The 18,284-nt window shown below is 71.5% G+C and carries 16 protein-coding genes, 1 tRNA gene and 1 pseudogene; 10 read left to right on the top strand and 8 right to left on the bottom strand.

Annotation, left to right across the window (positions count from 1 at the left end):
* Positions 1 to 192 precede the first annotated feature (192 nt).
* Both ACZ402_RS12860 and ACZ402_RS12855 read left to right on the top strand, forming a co-directional pair.
* Complete coding sequence (locus ACZ402_RS12860) at positions 193 to 1,599, top strand: DNA polymerase IV (RefSeq protein WP_375825811.1); 1,407 nt, start codon at positions 193 to 195, stop codon at positions 1,597 to 1,599.
* Between the two features lie 125 nt (positions 1,600 to 1,724).
* On the top strand, positions 1,725 to 3,395 hold the full coding sequence (locus ACZ402_RS12855; RefSeq protein ID WP_375825812.1) for a DHA2 family efflux MFS transporter permease subunit: 1,671 nt from the start codon (positions 1,725 to 1,727) through the stop codon (positions 3,393 to 3,395).
* Positions 3,396 to 3,474: 79 nt separating this feature from the next.
* On the opposite strand, the pseudogene ACZ402_RS12850 reads toward ACZ402_RS12855, so the two are convergent.
* The 3 genes and pseudogenes from ACZ402_RS12850 to ACZ402_RS12840 form a co-directional block, all read right to left on the bottom strand.
* A pseudogene (locus tag ACZ402_RS12850) lies at positions 3,475 to 4,139 on the bottom strand (Type 1 glutamine amidotransferase-like domain-containing protein).
* Between the two features lie 311 nt (positions 4,140 to 4,450).
* Positions 4,451 to 4,705, bottom strand: a complete 255-nt coding sequence (locus ACZ402_RS12845; RefSeq protein WP_375825813.1) for a hypothetical protein — start codon at positions 4,703 to 4,705, stop codon at positions 4,451 to 4,453.
* A gap of 207 nt (positions 4,706 to 4,912) precedes the next feature.
* Positions 4,913 to 5,452: a hypothetical protein gene (locus tag ACZ402_RS12840; RefSeq protein ID WP_375825814.1), complete on the bottom strand. Its 540-nt coding sequence runs from the start codon at positions 5,450 to 5,452 to the stop codon at positions 4,913 to 4,915.
* 327 nt (positions 5,453 to 5,779) lie between these two features.
* Here ACZ402_RS12840 and ACZ402_RS12835 point away from each other — a divergent pair, with 327 nt between their 5' ends.
* The gene (locus tag ACZ402_RS12835; RefSeq protein WP_375825815.1) at positions 5,780 to 7,012 is read left to right on the top strand and encodes a DUF262 domain-containing protein; all 1,233 of its coding nucleotides are present in this window, start codon (positions 5,780 to 5,782) and stop codon (positions 7,010 to 7,012) included.
* Positions 7,013 to 7,023: 11 nt separating this feature from the next.
* A complete protein-coding gene (locus tag ACZ402_RS12830) occupies positions 7,024 to 7,677 on the top strand; it encodes a hypothetical protein (RefSeq protein WP_375825816.1) in 654 nt (217 codons plus the stop codon).
* Between the two features lie 21 nt (positions 7,678 to 7,698).
* Here ACZ402_RS12830 and ACZ402_RS12825 read toward each other — a convergent pair whose 3' ends face one another.
* On the bottom strand, positions 7,699 to 8,250 hold the full coding sequence (locus tag ACZ402_RS12825; RefSeq protein WP_465285879.1) for a YdcF family protein: 552 nt from the start codon (positions 8,248 to 8,250) through the stop codon (positions 7,699 to 7,701).
* A gap of 51 nt (positions 8,251 to 8,301) precedes the next feature.
* Here ACZ402_RS12825 and ACZ402_RS12820 point away from each other — a divergent pair, with 51 nt between their 5' ends.
* Positions 8,302 to 8,817: a tyrosine-type recombinase/integrase gene (locus ACZ402_RS12820; RefSeq protein ID WP_375825817.1), complete on the top strand. Its 516-nt coding sequence runs from the start codon at positions 8,302 to 8,304 to the stop codon at positions 8,815 to 8,817.
* Between the two features lie 66 nt (positions 8,818 to 8,883).
* Here ACZ402_RS12820 and ACZ402_RS12815 read toward each other — a convergent pair.
* The 3 genes from ACZ402_RS12815 to ACZ402_RS12805 all read right to left on the bottom strand — a co-directional run bounded on the left by ACZ402_RS12815 (position 8,884) and on the right by ACZ402_RS12805 (position 11,022).
* Positions 8,884 to 8,973 (bottom strand) — tRNA-Ser (locus tag ACZ402_RS12815).
* Positions 8,974 to 9,157: 184 nt separating this feature from the next.
* Positions 9,158 to 10,174, bottom strand: a complete 1,017-nt coding sequence (locus tag ACZ402_RS12810) for an iron-siderophore ABC transporter substrate-binding protein (protein WP_375825818.1) — start codon at positions 10,172 to 10,174, stop codon at positions 9,158 to 9,160.
* Between the two features lie 8 nt (positions 10,175 to 10,182).
* The gene (locus tag ACZ402_RS12805; RefSeq protein ID WP_375825820.1) at positions 10,183 to 11,022 is read right to left on the bottom strand and encodes a siderophore-interacting protein; all 840 of its coding nucleotides are present in this window, start codon (positions 11,020 to 11,022) and stop codon (positions 10,183 to 10,185) included.
* Between the two features lie 183 nt (positions 11,023 to 11,205).
* Between ACZ402_RS12805 and ACZ402_RS12800 the strand changes: the two genes are divergently transcribed.
* The 4 genes from ACZ402_RS12800 (at position 11,206) to ACZ402_RS12785 (ending at position 16,535) form a co-directional block, all read left to right on the top strand.
* Positions 11,206 to 12,003 carry a DUF4956 domain-containing protein gene (locus tag ACZ402_RS12800; RefSeq protein ID WP_375825821.1) on the top strand — a complete coding sequence of 266 codons (798 nt, stop codon included), beginning with the start codon at positions 11,206 to 11,208 and terminating at the stop codon, positions 12,001 to 12,003.
* Positions 12,000 to 12,884, top strand: coding sequence for a polyphosphate polymerase domain-containing protein (locus tag ACZ402_RS12795; RefSeq protein ID WP_375825822.1), 885 nt, complete (start codon positions 12,000 to 12,002; stop codon positions 12,882 to 12,884). Before ACZ402_RS12800 ends, ACZ402_RS12795 begins: the two co-directional genes overlap by 4 nt.
* Positions 12,884 to 14,974 carry a carbohydrate-binding domain-containing protein gene (locus ACZ402_RS12790; protein WP_375825823.1) on the top strand — a complete coding sequence of 697 codons (2,091 nt, stop codon included), beginning with the start codon at positions 12,884 to 12,886 and terminating at the stop codon, positions 14,972 to 14,974. Before ACZ402_RS12795 ends, ACZ402_RS12790 begins: the two co-directional genes overlap by 1 nt.
* Before the next feature lie 736 nt (positions 14,975 to 15,710).
* Positions 15,711 to 16,535 carry an NAD-dependent protein deacetylase gene (locus ACZ402_RS12785; RefSeq protein WP_375825849.1) on the top strand — a complete coding sequence of 275 codons (825 nt, stop codon included), beginning with the start codon at positions 15,711 to 15,713 and terminating at the stop codon, positions 16,533 to 16,535.
* 93 nt (positions 16,536 to 16,628) lie between these two features.
* Here ACZ402_RS12785 and ACZ402_RS12780 read toward each other — a convergent pair whose 3' ends face one another.
* Positions 16,629 to 17,060 carry a nucleoside deaminase gene (locus ACZ402_RS12780; protein WP_087472561.1) on the bottom strand — a complete coding sequence of 144 codons (432 nt, stop codon included), beginning with the start codon at positions 17,058 to 17,060 and terminating at the stop codon, positions 16,629 to 16,631.
* Positions 17,061 to 17,433: 373 nt separating this feature from the next.
* Here ACZ402_RS12780 and upp point away from each other — a divergent pair, with 373 nt between their 5' ends.
* Positions 17,434 to 18,069 (top strand): uracil phosphoribosyltransferase, encoded by a 636-nt coding sequence (upp, locus tag ACZ402_RS12775; protein WP_253054094.1) that lies wholly within the window; start codon positions 17,434 to 17,436, stop codon positions 18,067 to 18,069.
* Positions 18,070 to 18,284 lie beyond the last annotated feature (215 nt).

Here is an 18,284-nt window from a genome sequence, read left to right as displayed (position 1 = left end):
GTTGCTCTTCGGCCCGGGCTGGGGACCCCGGGATTTGTTCGGTCTCCTGCAAGATACCGGGGTCAGCAGCGTTTACGCCAGGGTCCGAACGAAATTCGCCCGCGCCTCGCCGTTCGCGGTGAGCCGCGCGGAATGGGGTGGTGTCGCTCCGGGGGTGCTCCCGGTGTCGGACGGGGGAGGCAGAGTAGGGCGGTGAGCATCGACCGCGCGCCGCACGCCCCGGTGCTGCGCGCGCTCCCGACGGTCGCGCACCTCGACGCGGACGCGTTCTTCGCTGCGGTCGAGCAGCATCAGCGACCGTCGCTGCGCGGACGGCCGGTGCTCGTCGGCGGCGTCGGCCCGCGTAGCGTCGTCGCGACGGCGTCGTACGAGGCACGGCAGTACGGCGCCCGCTCGGCGATGCCGATGGAGCAGGCACGGCGGCTCTGCCCGCCGTCGACCGTCGTCGTGGTGCCGCGGTTCGCCGCGTACGCGGCCTACTCCGCCCGGATCATGACGGCGCTGCGCGAGGTCACCGACCTCGTCGAGCCCGTGAGCATCGACGAGGCGTTCGCGGACCTCGCCGCAGCCGTGGAACCCGAGACCGACCTCGAGTCGCTCGCGACGAGGATCCGCGAGCGGGCGCGCGAGCTGAGCGGGCTCCCGGTGTCGCTCGGGCTCGGCCGGTCCAAGCTCGTCGCCAAGCTCGCCTCCGAGGCCGCGAAGCCGGGCGGGGTGCGCGTGGTCGGGGCGGACGACGAGGACGCGTTCCTGCTCGGCCTTCCCGTGCGGGCGCTGTGGGGCGTCGGCCCGGTCTCGGCCGCCCGGCTCGACGAGCTCGGGGTGCGCACCGTGGCCGACCTGCGCCGCCAGCCCCTCGACACGCTGCTCCTCGTCGCCGGTGAGGCGGGCGGGACCAACCTGTACCGGATCGCGCGCGGCTGGGACGACCGGCCGGTGACGACGGTGCGCGAGCGCAAGTCCGCGGGCGCCGAGCACACGTTCGACGCCGACCTCCACGGCCGCACCGCCGTCGCCGCCGCGCTCGACCCCGTGGTCGACGCCGCGCTGGCCCGCCTCGAGCGGCACGCCGTCGCGGCACGCACGGTCGTCGTCAAGGTGCGCCTCGCGTCGTTCACGACCCTCACCCGCTCGGTGACGCTGTCCCGCCCCACGACCGACGAGGGGGCGCTGCGCGACGCCGCGCACCGGGCGCTCCGCCTCGCCGACGTCACCGAGCCGGTCCGCCTGCTCGGGGTCGCGTTCCACGCGCTGTCCGAGCACGCACAGCTCATGCTGCCGCTCGGCGCCGAGGATCCGGAGCAGACCGCGGAGCGCGACGGCGGCGCGCCCGCACCCCCGCCGTCGGCGACGGGACCCGTCCGGGCGACGGCCGCCGTCGTCGCGCCCGGCCTGGACGTCACGACCGCGGCCGAGGGGCGCGGGTGGGTCGTGCGGGTCGGCGACGACGGCCGGCTCGCGGTGCGCTTCGAGACCGCGCAGACCGGCCCGGGCTACCAGCGGTGGGTCGACCCGAACGCCGAGGACATCACGCTCGTGGAGCCGCTCGGACCGGACGGCGAGCCGGTGCGCACCGCGGCCCCGGAGGACGAGGGCTAGGCACCCCGCGTCCGGGGACCCCGGCGACCGCCCGACCGCGCGGCCGCCCGCTCCACCGTGATGCGGTCCCGGGCGCGGGCGCCGATCCTGGTCCCAGGCTCGCACCACGACACCGGGGAGGCCACGTGGAGTCCGTGCAGGGGAACGCGCCGCAGACCGAACCGCCCGAGGACGACGAACCCGCCGTCGACCCGCGGGCCCACGCCAACCGGTGGCGTGCGCTCGTCGTCCTGGCGGTCGCGCTGTCGATGGTCGTCATCGACGGGACGATCGTCGCCGTCGCCGTCCCGGACATCGTCGCCGACCTGAACCTCGGGCTGAGCGAGGCGCAGTGGATCAGCGCCTCGTACGCCGTCGTGCTGGCCGCGCTGCTGCTCTCGTCGGGCCGTCTCGGGGACCGGCTCGGGCGACGGCGGCTCCTCGTGGCGGGCGTCGTCGTCTTCCTCGCCGGGTCGCTGCTCGCCGCCGCGGCCGACGACGGCGGCTCGCTCATCGTCGGGCGGCTCGCCCAGGGCCTCGGCGCGGCCGCGATCCTGCCCTCGACGCTGTCGACCGTGAACGCGACGTTCCGCGGCAAGGACCGGGCCGCAGCGTTCGGGGTGTGGGGCGCCGTCATCTCCGGCGCCGCCGCGGTCGGCCCGCTCGCGGGCGGGTGGATCACGACGTCGTTCACCTGGCCGTGGATCTTCCTCGTCAACGTCCCCGTCGGCGCGCTCGTCGTGGTCGGCGCCTACCTCTGGGTGCCCGAGACCCGCGCGCACGCGTTCGCCCCCGGGCTCGACCTCGTCGGGCTCCTGCTGTCCGCGCTCGGGTTCGGCGCGCTCGTGTTCGGGCTCATCGAGGGCCAGACGTTCGGCTGGTGGAGCCCGAAGGGCGACGTCGAGCTGCTCGGGGCGACCTGGCCGGCGTCCGCGCCCGTCTCGCCGACCCCCGTGTTCCTCGCCGCCGGGCTGCTCATGCTCGTCCTCTTCGTCGTGTGGGAGCGGCACCGCGCGCGGGTGCGGCGGTCCGCGCTGCTCGACCTCACGCTGTTCCGCATCCCGACGTTCCGGTGGGGCAACGTCACGGCGACGACCGTCGCGGTCGGCGAGTTCGGCATCATCTTCGTCCTGCCCCTCTTCCTCGTGAACGTGCTCGCGCTGTCCACCATGGGCGCCGGGCTCGTGCTCGCGGCGATGGCGCTCGGCGCGTTCCTCTCCGGCGCGTCGGCGCGTCACCTCGCCGCCGCCGTCGGCGCCCCGCTCGTCGTGGTCATCGGCCTCGCGCTCGAGATCGTCGGGGTCGCCGCCGTCGCGCTCACGGTCACCGCGACGGTCTCCCCGTGGCTGCTCGCGGCTCTGCTCGTCGTCTACGGCGTCGGACTGGGGCTGGCGTCGGCACAGCTCACCAGCACGACCCTCGTGCAGGTTCCCGCGGAGGAGTCCGGCCAGGGCTCCGCCACGCAGTCGACGGCGCGACAGGTCGGCTCCGCGCTCGGGACCGCGCTCGTCGGGACCGCGCTCGCCGTCCTGCTCGCCAGCGCCGTGCCCGCGGCCCTCGACGGCGAGGGCCTGCCCGACGCCGAGGTCACCCGCCTCGCCGACGCGACGAGCGGCTCCGCCGGCGACGTCATCGCGAAGCTGCGCGCCGAGGGCACCCACGGCGAGCTCGGGCCGCAGGAGCCGGAGGTCGTCGACGCGCTCGCGTCCGGGTTCGCCGACGCGACGCGCGGGTCCCTGCTCGTCGCCGGAGCGTTCCTCGTGCTCGGCCTCGCGTCCGCGACGGCCGTCGTGCGAGCGTCGCACCGGTCGGTGTGAGGGTCGGGCCCGACGCCGGAGCGAGGGTCGAGCCGGCGCGAGTCGCGCCCAGCACGGGCCGGGTCGAGCCGACGCGGGGTCACGCCAGGCGGTGCCAGACGCCCTCGGACACGACCTCGACCGCGCCGTCGACCACGAAGGCGGTCTCGTCGTCGACCGCGTACGCCGCCCCGCCCAGGGCGGCTGCCCACCGCCGCGCCGCGGCCTCCGTGTTGTCGGGCAGGTCCGGGTGGCCCAGGTGGGGGAACATCGAGAAGTCGACGAGCCCCAGCGGCGTCGTGTCCTCGCCGTCGGGCGGCTCCCACCCCACGAACTCCTCGCCGATGCGCGGCGTCAGCGCCATGCTGCCCCCGCTCATCCCGACGTAGACCGTGCCGGTGAGCGACGGCACCAGGTCCGCGAACCCCGACCGCCGCATCCAGTACGCCAGGTCGCCCGCGTCACCGCCCGCGGCCAGCAGGACGTCCGTCTCCCGGACGAGCGGCACCCAGCGCTCCGCGGGGATGCTCGGCAGCGCCGTCAGCTCCAGCACGCCGACCGACCCCCACCCCAGACCCGCCATGTGGTCCGACTCCCCCGTGATGAAGTCCCGGACGTTCTTCCCCGGCCCCACCCACGGGTGGCCGTACAACGCCGTCGGGATGCACAGCGCCGAGCACTCACCGATCGGCCGCCCAGCAGCCCGACGAGCGTCCGCTCGATGGTCGGGTTCGTGACTCCCCCTGACGTGAGCAACAGCTTCATCGCGGCCTCCTCAGCTCCGACGGTCTGCACGGCAGACCGCGGAACTAAGGGGAACTCATCGCGCCACGTCGTCGGCGTACGCCTCAACGCGACCGAGTTACAACGAGCGGCCCGACATTCGTAGGTTCCGCGGGTGGGCCCTCCGGGTGGTAGCGGTGGGCTTGGGAACGGCGGGTTGGCGGACTCTGCTCGATTGGGTGGTTCTGGCATGTGACCAGGCACTTTACGGTGCCGACCATTGGACTGCCTTGCACCCGTGGCGATCGATCCGGCGACGAAAGCGGAGGCATTCCGGCGACGGGACTGAGATCCTACGTACCGCTCGGGGACTGGCGCGCCTCTCGAACCGCTCGCCCCAGCAGTGCAGCCGTCACCGTTGGCCCCGAGTCCACCGATGCGGTGTCCAAGGCTTCCCCGAGCCGCTGAAAGAAGGTCTCGGCATTGAACCCCTTCCAGCTGTCCGGGTGGTCGTACGCCGAGTCCCGAAGATCCCAGACCGCGTCGACGAGCTGGTCCTTCGTACGCGCTGCGGCAAGGCGCTGCATTCCGGTTTCGAAGTTGTCCACACGCTGACCGTACGCCGGCAGGGGACACTCGGAGGCGCCGAACCGATAGCGGAGCACAGGAGGCCGGCGGAGGTCCGGGTCAAGGGTGGCCGCAGGCCATCGCGCAGCGACGCCGCAGGCGCCCTTGACGCGGACCGGAGCCGGCCGGATGCTCGGCTGTCGGTTCGGGGCCGGACGGCGCCCCTCCTTGCGAACCGGACCCCAGATTCAGTCCGCGAGCCGGTACGCACGGTACTCCGCAAGCGGGGCATCGAAGGTCAGGCCGTTCTCGTCCAATGCGTTGTAGATCGTCAACCGGTCTCCGCTCTCGAAGAGAAGGCCGATCGCCAGGGAGCCGTACGCCATGTCTCGGCCCAACCACTCGAGCAGTTCGACGTCGACAACTACTCGCCCGCGAAGGGCGGACAGCCGCTCGTTCGAGTCGTCGGACCAGCGCCAGTCGCCGTCCGGGAAGTCGATGGGGCGCACGACGTCGATGCGCCCCCGCGTGAGAGACAGCTCGTCGAACTTGTTGTGCAGAATCTCCAGCTGCACGCCGTCGAACTGGAGCACGACTGGGGCGTCGGCGACCCACTCTTCGTCGTCGCGGGCACAGCACAGCCAGGTGCGGACAAGAGTACGGCCTGGGAGGTCCAACAGTTGTGGACCGTGCGCGGCAGCGATCGCCTCGACACCCCGCTGGAACGCAGGCCTGTAGTCCTGGATACCCAAGTAGGTCGCGGCGGCTCGGCTGTCATCGGCGTTCACGGAGGTGAGGATGCCACGAACGGGTCCGGCGCGGGGCGAGCGGTCCCACGTCCGGGCCCTTAAGCACGCACGGCTCGGTCGAAGGTACGAACGGCGGTCCTGGGAACCTCGGGGCCGCCTTCGCCATGCCACATGGCGGCCGGACGGGTGGGGTGCGCGCAGCGAGCTTGCGAGCGGAGCGCGGGGCCCCGCCCAGGAGGCCGACCGCGCGGCGGAGCCGCGCCTTGAGTCAGTAGAGAAAGTCCTCACACGCCGAGCTGACATCGCGTGGGTAGTCTGAGCGCCAACGAAGGCTCCGTAGACGCTCACCCAGCGAGAGGACGGCACATGACAGTTGGCGACGAGTTCGACGTCGGCGAGGTGGACGATTTTGACAGCATCCCTCTAGTCCCCGACCAAGGGGAAGACGAAGGCGATTTTACCGACCCGCCCTCGACGTTTCGCGCTTCAATCGGAGGCCGCGACTGGACTGTTGAAACACTTGTCTCGCAGATGCGAAAGGGCCGCATCAATCTCGACCCAAGCTTCCAGAGAAGAAACGCCTGGCTCGGCAATAGGAAAAGCAAGCTTCTCGAGTCGATCATGCTCGGATTCCCAATTCCACAGATCGTCCTCGCCGAGACGCCCGGCAACCCGGGGCACTTTTTTGTTCTAGATGGAAAGCAGCGCCTACTCGCCCTGCGACAGTTCTTCGTTGATCCGACTGATGAGCGCGACGCTGCCTTCACTCCCCTCCGCCTCACGGGGCTCGAGGTTCTCCCAGAACTAAACCGTAAAGACCTAGCGACGCTCGAGAAGACTCACGCATCCCTTGTGGCCGCCATCGAGAATCACAGTATTCGAACTGTTGCACTTACGGATTGGAACTCCGAGAGACTTCTATTGTCACTGTTCCTGCGTTTGAATACCGGGAGTGTTGCTCTATCACCACAGGAACTGCGGCAGGCGCTCGTACATGGTGAGTTTACGCGCTGGCTCGATGAGAAATCGGGCGACCTTCCAGAACTCCGTCGTGTGCTCAATAACGAGCACCCCGACCGTAGAATGGTTGACGCAGAACTGCTTCTTAGGCATCTCGCGTTCTCCTCGTCGCCTATTGAGTATCGCGGCAACCTGAAGCAATTCCTGGACGATACGTCGAAGTTCTTCAACTCCAACTGGCAGATTCATCGGAACGTCGCAGAGCACGCATTGGACAATTTCGCACGTGGCCTCAGCGTAGGCATGGAGGTATTGCGCGAAGGCTTTGCCAGAAAGTGGTCACCCTCGCCAAATGCCGACGAAGGACGATATGAACGCGCACTGAATCGGGCGGTCTTCGATGTCCAGGTGCACTCTCTAAGTTTTGAAGAAGTCCGGAGGGCGCTCCCGAATCACGCGCCCGAGGTAATCCGGCGCTACAGAGAATCCTGCGAGACAAACGACGCCTTTGTTCGCGCGATCTCGGCAACAACAAAGACAGTTGAGGCCTTTGTGACACGCCATCGAGTGTGGCAGGAGATAATTTCTGAAACGACTGGAGTCGAATACCCGCTGCCCACCCCGCTGCGTCGCCCTTAGGCTCGCCTCCGATGGAACTCGATGCTCAGATCGGCCAGCTCGACGCTGCACTGCTTACGCAAGTCCAAGCTTCCTTCCCGAGCAAATTGTCAGACACTGACAGGGTGCTAGTGAACTCGTACCTCGTCTTGGGCCATGCCACACTGGAGGAGTACCTCGAACTTTCGTTCGAGCGGCACTTCAGACGAATGTGCGGATGGCTTATTGCGGACCTTGTCCCCATGGAATGCGTGCGCTTCTCGTACGCGATCTCGGACCTTCTCGCCGAAGAGAAGATGGCATATACAAGGCGTCACACTGCTCAGCTTATTAGAAATCGTGGCCTGATCGCGTTTCAATCTAAGCTGAGGCAGAACCATGGCCTTAAGTCTCACAACGTGCAGTCGCTCGCGCAAACGGTTGGACTTCACTGGCCCGATTTTGAGCAACACCTAAATGTGCAGCTTGGCGATCTCGATACGTTGGGCGCAAAGAGAGGTTCAGCCGGCCACCTCTCGCCATTCACGGAGAATGTTACCGAGATTACTGCGTCCGATGGACCTGACGATGTGCGCAATTGGGTGCAAGGAGGCTGCGCGGCAGTAAAGTCTATTGATGCCTATCTGCGCGACCTTGTCGACCGCGGTTCGCCGCAGACCTTGATTGGAGACTGGGATGGCAATTGAGTAGAGCGACCACCACCCGCGCTACATGCCCGAGCCGTCGATCAAACGAGCCGAATAGCCCTGGGCCACCAACCGTCGATAGTATTCCTTAACTTCGCAGGTGAGCGGCTGGGCCTCCGCGAAGCCCTTGTCCGCGTATACCCAGATCCGCTGCGTGTCCCCGACGAGCATGTTGAGCACCCGTTTGGCATCACCGATGGAGTCGATGTAGTCGCCTAGCGACTGTGCATGTGCCGAGCAGACGATGTCGATTTCCGGGCAGATTTTTCGAGCAGTAGCGAAAGCTCTGCGTTGTTGATAGGGCCGACTGATGAGGGTCGCCGATTGCGCGTGGATCCCGAGGATATCAAGCAACTCGCGCGTCAGCGCAAGGTTCTCGCCCGTATTGGTGGCCAGTGTCTCGGTGACGATCGCCTCGGAGGGCACGCCAAGTTCCTGCGCACGCTCGGCGTAGTGCACTGCTTCGCCGCGGGGGAACACATTGATTGTCGTTGGCGCGTTCGCGCCTGTGAAGACGATGAGCGGGAAGCGACCCTCGTGCCAGAGCTTCGCGGCGTGCTCGGCGACACCGATGTCGTGGCTGCCTAGTCCAATCGCAATATCGGTGTTCCGGGGTCCCAGATCATGATGCTGTGCGTCCGCTACGGGGCCGCGCCGTTCAACCCGGTCCGGGATGCGGTGACCGTGCGCAAACCGCGCCGTGCCGAGGTGCGCACGCTCGGGCTCGAGGACATCGCGCTGCTGCGCAAGGCCGTGCGCGAGTGGGAGGACCCCGCGTTCGTCGTCACCGCGATCCGCGAGGCGCTGGACCTCGGCCTGGACGGCGGCCAGGACGCCCTGGTGTTCCCGTCCACGCGTGCCACGCCGCGCTCTCCGAGCCGGGTGCGCGACCAGCTCCGCGAGGCGCAGGCCGCCATCGGCACCACGGTCACCCCGCACGACTTCCGCCGGACCGTGGCGACGCAGGTCGCGAACTCGACGACGATCGGCAACGCGACGGCGCTGCTCGGTCATGCCGACGAGGGCACGACCGTCCGACACTACGTGAAGCGCACCCACGTCGCCCCGGACCTGCGGGTCGTCATCGACCAGCTCGTCCAGCAGGCCGCGACCGACGTCCCGCCGGAGAAAACGGAGTGAAAACGGAGGGCCGGGTACGACGAAGGGCCCCACAGCCGCAGGATTCTGCGGGTGGGGCCCTTCGGGTGGCGGTAGCGGTGGGATTTGAACCCACGGTGGACTTTCACCCACACACGCTTTCGAGGCGTGCTCCTTAGGCCGCTCGGACACGCTACCTCGCCGGGATACCCGGCCCAGGAAGGATACCTGGTCACACCCCCGGACACCGAATCGGCCGGTCAGCCGCTCCTGCGCCGGGTCGCACGCCCCGATCGACGCACCCACGGAGACGGACCACCTGGCCCACCCCGCGCCGTCGGACCGCGTCCGCCTCGGACCGCGCCGCCGTCGGGCACGACCGTCACGACCCGCCGAGCGCGTCGGCGAACAGCGGCGTGACGTTGTCGATCGCGTAGATCACGGCCGTGGGCGTGCCGAGCGAGAAGGCGTTGGAGAGGTCCTTGTCGTCGAACACGACATAGCGACCGTCGGCGACGGACGGCACGGTCTGGAAGATCGGGAGCGCCTCGACGTCGGCGGCGGTGAAGCCGATGGGCTGGATGACGGTGAGGTCGGCGTCGAGCAGGTCGACGTTCTCGGTGCCGAGGTTGGCGGAGAACTCCTCGCCGGCGGCCTCGTCGATCTCGGGCTTGGTCTCGAACCCGAGGCCCTGCATGAACTCGCCGCGGCTGGAGGTCGAGACGTAGGCGCCGAAGCCCTCGGCCCAGTAGGACCCGATGACGGCGGTCTTGCCCGCGAACTCGGGGTGCTCGTCGCGTGCGGCGGCGAACGCGTCGTCGACCTCGGCGAGCAGCTCGTCGCCGGCCTCGCTGCGCCCGAGGGCGGCGGCGATCATGCCGACCTGGTCCTCCATGGGCGTGAGGTAGGCCTCGCCGCCCTCGGGGATCGCGACGGTCGGGGCGATCTCGGAGAGCCGCTGGTACCGCTCGGGGTCGCCGGACGACTTCACGTCGAGGATGACGTCGGGGTCGAGCACGGCGATCTGCTCGTACGACGGCTCGAGGGTGCCGATGATCTCGGGCGACTCGTCGTACGCGTCGGCGAGCCACGGGCCGACGCCGTCGCCGCCGAACGCGAGCCAGTCGCTCGCGCCGACGGGCTGGACGCCGAGCGCGAGCGCCGTCTCGGCGTCGCCCCAACCGAGGGCGACGACGCGCTCCGGCTCCTCCGGGATCTCGACGTCCCCGAACGCGGTGGGGATCGTCACGGGGAAGGCGTCCGCGGCGCCGTCGGCGCTCGGGCTTCCCGACGGCGCAGCGTCGTCACCCGAGTCATCCCCGGACGAGCACGCGGCGAGCGCGAGGACGGCGAGCGCGGACGTCGCCGCGAGCGCGCGGCGCAGGGTGGTGCGGTGCATGGGACTCCTCAGTCCTCGAAGATCTTGCCGACGGGCTCGCGCTTCTCTGCCTGGAAGCGGTCCTCCGCGCGGCCGTAGGCCCAGTAGCCGGAGAGCGACAGGTCGGCGCGCGGGACGCCCCGCTCCGCGAACACGCGGCGGAGGGCCTTCATGGCCTCGCGCTCGCCGTGCGCGAAGACGTGCACGCGGCCCTCGCGCCACGCGAGGTCGGCGACGGCGTCGGGCAGGAGCGTCGTCGTCCCGGCGGGCGCGTCGCCGCGCAGCACCCAGGTGACCTCGACGCCGTCGGGCGCCTCGAGCGGGAGCCGGTCCGCCTCGGTGCCGACCTCCAGCACGGCGTGCCCGACGGCGTCGCGCGGCATGGCCTCGAGCGCGGCGGCGACCGCGGGGAGCGCGGAGTCGTCGCCGGCGAGCAGGTGCCAGTCGGCGTCGGGGTCGGGCGCGTACCCGCCGCCGGGACCGGAGAAGACGATGCGGTCGCCCGGCGTCGCGCGCGCGGCCCACGGCCCGGCGAGGCCCTCGTCGCCGTGCACGACGAAGTCGATCGCGAGGCGCTGCGCCTCCTCGTCGACCCACCGGACGGTGTACGTGCGGGTCACGGGCAGGTCCTCGGGCGCGAGCGTCTCGCGCAGCGCCGCGAGGTCGTAGGGCGGCTCGAGCCCGAGCTCGGGCTTGGCGAAGATGATCTTGACGTACTTGTCGCTGTGCTCGTTGGTGGTGAACGCGGCGAACCCGTCGCCTCCGGCCACGACCCGGACGAGGTGCGGGGAGAGCCACGTGGTCTCGAGGACCTCGAGGACGGTCTGGGGGCGGGCGCGCCGCGGCGCGGGCGCGGTGGTGGTCGACATGACAACCTCTCGTCGGTGACTTAGGTGAGGCTAACATCACGGCCTGTGCCTACGCCGTGACCCCGGTCACGAGGCCGCGAGCGCCGTGGCGGCCCGCGTGACCTCGACGCGATGCCCCGCGGAACGGGACTCATACACGCGGCCTGCGCCCTCCACAGCGACCGCACAGGATCGCCCGGCGGAATGGGAACGTCCTCGACCACGGCGCCCAGCGCCCCGGCACCCGGAGGCCTCGTGTCCCAGCCCGTCCTGTACCTCGTCGACCTCGTCGCGGTCACCGTCCTCGCGTTCGGCCTCTACTTCCCCCGGCACCGGCGACGCGACCTCGTGGTCGCGTACCTCGGCGTCAACGTGGGGGTGCTCGCGGTCGCGGCGACGCTCGCGACGAGCAGCGTCGGCGCCGGGCTGGGGCTCGGGCTCTTCGGCGTCCTGTCGATCATCCGGCTCCGCTCGACCGAGCTCTCCCAGACGGAGGTCGCCTACTACTTCGCGGCCCTCGCGCTGGGCCTCCTCGGCGGGCTCGGCGCGACGACCGGCTGGCTGTCCCTCGCGGGCACGGCGCTCGTCGTCGGCGTGATGGCCGTCGTCGACCACCCGCGGGTCCTGCGCCGGGCGCAGAGCCAGAGCGTCGTCGTCGACCGCGCCCTCACCGACCGCGCCGAGCTCACCCGCTACCTGGAGGAGCTCCTCGGCGCCGAGGTCCGCGGCGTGAGCGTCCAGCGCCTCGACCTCGTCAACGACACCACCTGGGTGGACGTCCGCTACACCGAGCCGCGCACCGGCCGTCGGGCGACGAGGACAGCGCCCGCTCCGGCGTCATCGTCATCGCTCCCCGTGCCCGACGGCGCACTCCGAGCACCGCGTGAGGCGGCGCCTTTCGCGCCGGTCGCCCAGGCGATCGTGCCGACCCCTCCGGGTCTGACAGCAGCCACGACGCCCGCGTCGGAGGACCGGTCAGCGCGGACCGAGGTGCGCGCATGAGCCCCCGGACCGTGACGGCCGACGACCGCGTGCGCGCCGTCCTCTACCCGCTCGACGGCGTCGGCCTCGACGAGCTCGTGGACGCTGCCGCGCTGCTCACCCGGGTCGACCGCAAGTACGTCCTGCCGGTCGACGACGCGGTGACGGTGCTCGACGCTCTCGCCCGGACCGCACCCGCCCGCGTCCTGGAGATCGACGGCGCGCGCAGCTCGGCGTACGAGTCGGTGTACTTCGACACCCCCGACCTCGCGTCGTTCCGCCTCACGGCGACGCGCCGCCGTCGGCGGTTCAAGGTCCGCACCCGGACCTACCTGGACTCGGGCGCGAGCTTCCTCGAGGTCAAGACCCGGGCCGCGCGCGGCACGACGCTCAAGCAGCGCGTCGCACACGAAGGGTGCCCGACGGCGCTCGGCGCCGACCGCACGTTCGTGGGCCGGACGCTCGCGGCCGAGGGCATCGAGGGCGTGCCGGAGCACGCGCTCGCGCCCGGCCTCGTGTCGCGGTACCGCCGCACGACCCTCCTGCTCCCCCGGGCCGACGGCGCCGCGCGCGCCACCGTCGACACGGGCCTCACGTGGCAGCTCGACCAACCGGGCGCGCACGCGCCGCTCACGTGGCGGGTCCCGCACCTGGTGGTCGTCGAGACCAAGGGCGGCTCCACGCCGTCGGACCTCGACCGCCTGCTGTGGCGGCACGGCCACCGGCCCGAGCGGATCTCCAAGTACGGCACCGGTCTGGCGCTCCTGCGCCCCGACCTCCCTGACGGCCCGTGGCGACGCGTGATCCGCCGCCACTTCTCCCCCTCCCCCGCCGCGACCGCGCCGCCGGGGACCACGACCCTTCCTGCCCGCACCCCCGGGCACGACGACAGGAGCCTCTGATGCGCATCCGCCGACCCCTGACCACCCTCACCGCCGCCGCGGCGGCCGCCGTCCTCGCGAGCTGCTCCGTGCTGGGCAGCACTGCGACCACGGACACCGCCTCGACCGACACGAACGCGACGACCACCGCGAGCGTCGTGTCCGACGCCGTCGCCGGGCTGACCCCCGACGAGGCCCGGGCGGACAACGCCGAGGTGACGGTGGACGACGCCGACCTCGCGTACGACGAGTCCTCCGCGGTGACCGTCGCGCTGGACGGCGACACCGCCTCGGCGGACGGCGACGGCGTGACCGTCGACGGCTCGACCATCACGATCACCACCCCCGGCACGTACGTGCTGAGCGGGACGCTGGAGGGGCAGGTCGTCGTGGACACCGCGGAGGACGGGCTCGTCCGCCTCGTCCTCGACGGCGCCGACATCACCGCGACGACGAACGCCGCCGTGAACGTGCAGGATGCGGAGAGGGTCGCCGTCGTGCTGGCGGTCGGGTCGACAAACAGCCTCACCGACGCCGAGACGTACTCCGGCCAGGACGCCGACGGCGAGCCCGACGGCGCGCTGTTCTCGACGGCCGACCTCGTGATCGGCGGCGACGGGGCGCTCACCGTGACGTCGCGCGCGAACGACGGCATCGTCTCCAAGGACGGGCTCGTCGTCGCGGGCGGTGACCTCACCGTCGACGCGGGCGACGACGGGATCCGCGGCAAGGACTACCTCGTCGTCACGGGCGGGACGCTCGACGTCACCGCCGCGAAGGACGGGCTGAAGTCGACCGAGGACGGCGACGAGACGCTCGGGTTCGTCGACGTGCGTGGCGGGACGATCACCATCGCGTCGGGCGACGACGGCGTGCAGGCCGTCACCGACGTCGTCGCCTCCGGCGGGACGCTGTCCGTGACCGCCGCGGGCGGCGCCGGCGCGACCGTCGCCGAGGACGCCTCCGCGAAGGGCCTCCAGGGCGATGTCGGCGTCGTGGTCGGCGACGACGCGACCGTCACCGTGGATGCCGCCGACGACGCGCTGCACTCCGACGGCGCCGTCTCCGTCTCGGGCGGGACCGTCGAGCTGTCGTCCGGCGACGACGGCGTCCACGCCGACGGCGACGTCACCGTCTCGGGCGGCGATCTCACCGTCACGACGTCCGTCGAGGGCATCGAGGGCGCGGCCATCACGATCTCCGGCGGCGACCTCGACGTCACCGCGAGCGACGACGGCCTCAACGCGACCGTGGGGTCGACGACCGCCGAGACAGCGACCGCGACCGACGACGCGACCGGCGGCTCGACCAGCGACGACGGCTCGACCGGCAGCGACGGCTCGACCGGAGGCGACGGCTCGACCGGCTCGACCGGCTCGGCGCCCGACGGGACCGCGCCCGGCACGACCGCGGACGGCACGATGCCGGAGCTCCCGGACGGCGCCGCGGCCGGCGGCACACCGCCAGAGATGCCCGCCGACGGCCAGATGCCCGAGCCCCCGCAGGGCGGCGAGCTCCCCGACGGCGCCGAGATGCCCCAGGGCGGCCCCGGCGGCGCGGGCGGCGGCATGGGTGGCGGCATGGACACCGACGACGGCTCGACGCTGACGATCTCCGGCGGCACCCTCACCGTCGACGCAGGCGGCGACGGCATCGACTCGAACGGCTCGCTCACCGTCACGGGCGGCGAGATCGTCGTCCAGGGACCGACGAACGACGGCAACGGCGCTCTGGACGTCAACGGCACGTTCACGATCAGCGGCGGCTCGCTCGTCGCGGCGGGCAGCGCGGGCATGGTCGTCGTGCCGTCCACGGACTCCACGCAGGGCTGGCTCGCGGCGAACGTGTCCGCGAGCGCCGGCGACACCGTCACCGTCACGACCGCCGACGGCACCGTCCTCACCGAGCGCACGGTCACCAAGGACACCGCGAACGTCGTCTTCTCCTCACCCGACGTGACGACCGGCGAGACCTACACGGTGACGACCCCCGCAGGCTCGACGACCGCCGTCGCAGGCGAGTGGACGGGCAGCGGCATGGCCGGGCGCCCCGGTGGCCGCCCGGGAACCCGGGACGGCGCCACGACCCAGGGCAGCACCACCGAGTCCTGACCCGACGCCGTCCGGACCCGACCGCCATGCCCGGTGGCCACCACGGCCACCGGGCAGCACACCGCCCGCCGAGGTAGACACCTGGTCGCGCAAGGTGGAGCCTCGGATGCACGGTGGAACCCTGGTTGCGCGAGGTAGAGCCCTGGTCGAGCAGTCGTGCCGTGCTTGGGTCCAGCGCAGCCAGGCGCGTGCACGACGACGGTCAATCGCCCCCCGCGGTCAGCTCGTCGTCTCGCACGACGGCGTGACCGACGGGCGCGGCCAGAACTGCGGCAGCCTTCGGCACAGCAGGCGAGGCGAGGCGAGGCGAGGCGAGGCGAGGCGAGGCGAGGACAAGCCTTGCACCGCAGGCGGTCGCCCAAGGCGAACGAAGACCAGGGCGAGATGACGCCGGGCGGCGTGGGTGGTGGTGCCGCGTCGTGGTCGGGCCTGGCGGGAGCCGCGAGGAACGAGCGGCGGATGGTAGACGCGGCACCACCACCCACCCCGCCACCCAAGGTGACCAGACCGCCGTCGAACACACGAACCACGGCTCTACCTCGCGCGCCGTCGTACGGTGGGAGGCGTGCCCACCGACCCGACTCCCCCGCGCTCGACCGACCCCTCCACCACCTCCCCCGCGCACGTGGCGACGTCGTCGGCGGACCTGCCGCGGTCGACCGTCCCGACCCTGACGTCCCGGCTCGCGTGGCGCCCGAGCCAGCCGCCGCCGTCGGGCACGGAGCCGGAGCCGCCACTGGGGACGGCCGAGGACGCCGTGCGGCTGCTACGCGGGCTGCGGGTCACGGCGCTGACGGGCGCGGGGCTGTCGACGGACTCGGGCATCCCGGACTACCGCGGTCCGGACTCGCCGCCGCGCAACCCGATGACGTACCAGCAGTTCGTGCAGGACGAGGCGTTCCGGCGCCACTACTGGGCGCGCAACCACGTGGGCTGGCAGCACGTGCACCGCACGCAGCCGAACGCGGGTCACCGCGCGCTGGCGCGGCTGGAGGACGCGGGGGTGCTGGTCGGGCTGATCACGCAGAACGTGGACCTGCTGCACGAGGATGCGGGGAGCCGGAACGTCATCGACCTGCACGGCCGCTACGACCGCGTGATCTGCCTGCAGTGCGGGCGCGTCATCTCGCGCGAGCACCTTGCGGACCGGCTGACGGCGCTGAACCCGGGGTTCATCGAGAGCATCGGTGACGTCGCGGACGTGGAGATCGCGCCGGACGCGGACGCGGTGATCGAGCAGACGTCGCACTTCCGGCCCGCACCGTGCGAGTTCTGCGGCGGGGTGCTCAAGCCGGAGATCGTGTACTTCGGGGAGAACGTGCCGCGCGAGCGGGTGGAGCGGGCGTACGCGATGGTCGACGCGGGCGACGCGCTGCTCGTGGCGGGGTCGTCGCTGACGGTGATGAGCGGGCTGCGGTTCGTGCGGTACGCGGCGAAGGCGGGCAAGCCGGTCGTGATCGTCAACCGCGGTTGGACGCGCGGCGACCCGCTCGCGACGCTCAAGGTCGACGCCGGCACCACCGAGACCCTGACGACGCTCGCGGAGTCTCTCCCTCGCTGACGCCGAGCACGACACGAGCCCGCGTCGAGCACGACATGAGGGTCGTCATCCGCTCGAGAACGACCCTCATGTCGTGTTCGACGGGGGTCAGCGTCAGCGCTGGGCGGCGAAGAAGGCGCGCAGGAGGCGGGCGCACTCGTCCTCGCGGACGCCGCCGACCACCTCGACGGCGTGGTTGGCACGCTGGTCGCGCACGAGGTCCCAGACCGAACCGGTCGCACCGGCCTTGGGGTCCCAGGCACCGAGCACGAGCCGTTCGACGCGCGCGAGGACGAGCGCCCCGGCGCACATGACGCACGGCTCGAGCGTGACGACGAGCGTGCAGCCCTCGAGCCGCCACTCCCCGAGCGTCGCGGCGGCCTGCCGCAGTGCGAGCACCTCGGCGTGCGCGGTCGGGTCGCCGGTCTCCTCGCGCCGGTTGCGTCCCACGCCCAGCAGCCGCCCGTCCGGCCCGACGACGAGCGCCCCCACGGGCACGTCGTCGCTCGCGAGCGCGTGGGTCGCCTCGTGCAGCGCGAGCCCCATGAGCGCGTCCCAGACCTGACGGCGCCCCGCGACCGTGCCCGGCGGGAACGTCCCGTCCGCCCACGGCAGGTCGAGCCCGCGCGGCTCCGGGGAGCCGCCGACCGCCGTCGCGCCGCTCGGTCCTGCGGTGCCCGACGCCGACCCCTCGCCCGGGTGGGCAGGGTCGCCGGGGTGAGCGACGTCGTCGGGCACGGGACCTCCGAGGTGGCAGCGGCACGTCGCGCCATGCCGCGACGAGGTGCTGACACCTCGGTTGTGGGGAGAGCTGTCAGCGTCTCACCAGGCTATAGACCGGTGTGGCGCTGACAACTCGCGCACGGCGGCCGGTTACCGGGCGGTACGGGAGGGCTCGCGGTCGGATACCGTTGTCGCCATGCGCCTGCACGTCGCCGACCACCCGCTCGTGGCCCACAAGCTGACCGTCCTGCGGAACAAGGAGACGGCGTCCCCGACGTTCCGGCTGCTCGTCGACGAGCTGGTCACGCTGCTCGCCTACGAGGCCACGCGCGACGTGCGGGTCGAGCCGCACGAGATCGAGACGCCGGTGACGACGACGATCGGCGTGCGCCTCGCGGAGCCCCGCCCCCTGGTCGTCCCCATCCTGCGCGCGGGCCTGGGGATGCTCGAGGGCATGACGCGCCTCCTGCCGACGGCGGAGGTCGGGTTCCTCGGCATGCAGCGCGACGAGGAGACGCTCGAGGCGGTCACGTACGCGAACCGCCTGCCCGACGACCTGACGGGTCGGCACGTGTTCCTCCTGGACCCGATGCTCGCGACGGGCGGCACGCTCGTGGCGGCGATCGACTACGTCTTCGCCCGCGGGGCGCGGGACGTCACGGCGGTCTGCCTGCTCGCGGCTCCCGAGGGGATCCAGGTGCTGGAGAACGCCGTCGGCGACCGCGTGGACGTCCAGCTCGTGGTCGCGGCGGTCGACGAGCGCCTCAACGAGAAGGCGTACATCGTCCCGGGTCTCGGCGACGCCGGAGACCGCCTCTACGGCGTCGTCTGACCCCTCCCACCTGGGAGGACGCGCGCGACCGACCCCCGTCGCGAAGGTCGCCGTCGGCGCCCTCGCCCGGAACGCGAGACTCTGCACGTCCGCATGATGAGAAGTTCCCGGGCTCCCCTTGGCGTACCGCGCCGTGCACTGCCATGCTCGCTCCCGTGAGCACCTCGACCCGTCCCGCCAGCGCGCCGTCCGGCGCGCTCCCGGGCGCGGTCATG

It is taken from the genome of Cellulosimicrobium sp. NPDC030954 (assembly GCF_055571305.1).
This window is presented reverse-complemented; position numbering and strand designations above follow the sequence as displayed.

Excerpts from the sequence above, each read along its gene's own strand:
- ACZ402_RS12835 (WP_375825815.1), top strand. The coding sequence starts at position 5,780 with ATGACAGTTGGCGACGAGTTCGACGTCGGCGAGGTGGACGATTTTGAC.
- ACZ402_RS12830 (WP_375825816.1), top strand. The coding sequence starts at position 7,024 with ATGGAACTCGATGCTCAGATCGGCCAGCTCGACGCTGCACTGCTTACG.
- ACZ402_RS12820 (WP_375825817.1), top strand. The coding sequence starts at position 8,302 with ATGATGCTGTGCGTCCGCTACGGGGCCGCGCCGTTCAACCCGGTCCGG.
- ACZ402_RS12810 (WP_375825818.1), bottom strand. The coding sequence starts at position 10,174 with ATGCACCGCACCACCCTGCGCCGCGCGCTCGCGGCGACGTCCGCGCTC.
- ACZ402_RS12805 (WP_375825820.1), bottom strand. The coding sequence starts at position 11,022 with ATGTCGACCACCACCGCGCCCGCGCCGCGGCGCGCCCGCCCCCAGACC.
- ACZ402_RS12800 (WP_375825821.1), top strand. The coding sequence starts at position 11,206 with ATGGGAACGTCCTCGACCACGGCGCCCAGCGCCCCGGCACCCGGAGGC.
- ACZ402_RS12795 (WP_375825822.1), top strand. The coding sequence starts at position 12,000 with ATGAGCCCCCGGACCGTGACGGCCGACGACCGCGTGCGCGCCGTCCTC.
- ACZ402_RS12790 (WP_375825823.1), top strand. The coding sequence starts at position 12,884 with ATGCGCATCCGCCGACCCCTGACCACCCTCACCGCCGCCGCGGCGGCC.
- ACZ402_RS12780 (WP_087472561.1), bottom strand. The coding sequence starts at position 17,060 with ATGGGGCTCGCGCTGCACGAGGCGACCCACGCGCTCGCGAGCGACGAC.
- upp (WP_253054094.1), top strand. The coding sequence starts at position 17,434 with ATGCGCCTGCACGTCGCCGACCACCCGCTCGTGGCCCACAAGCTGACC.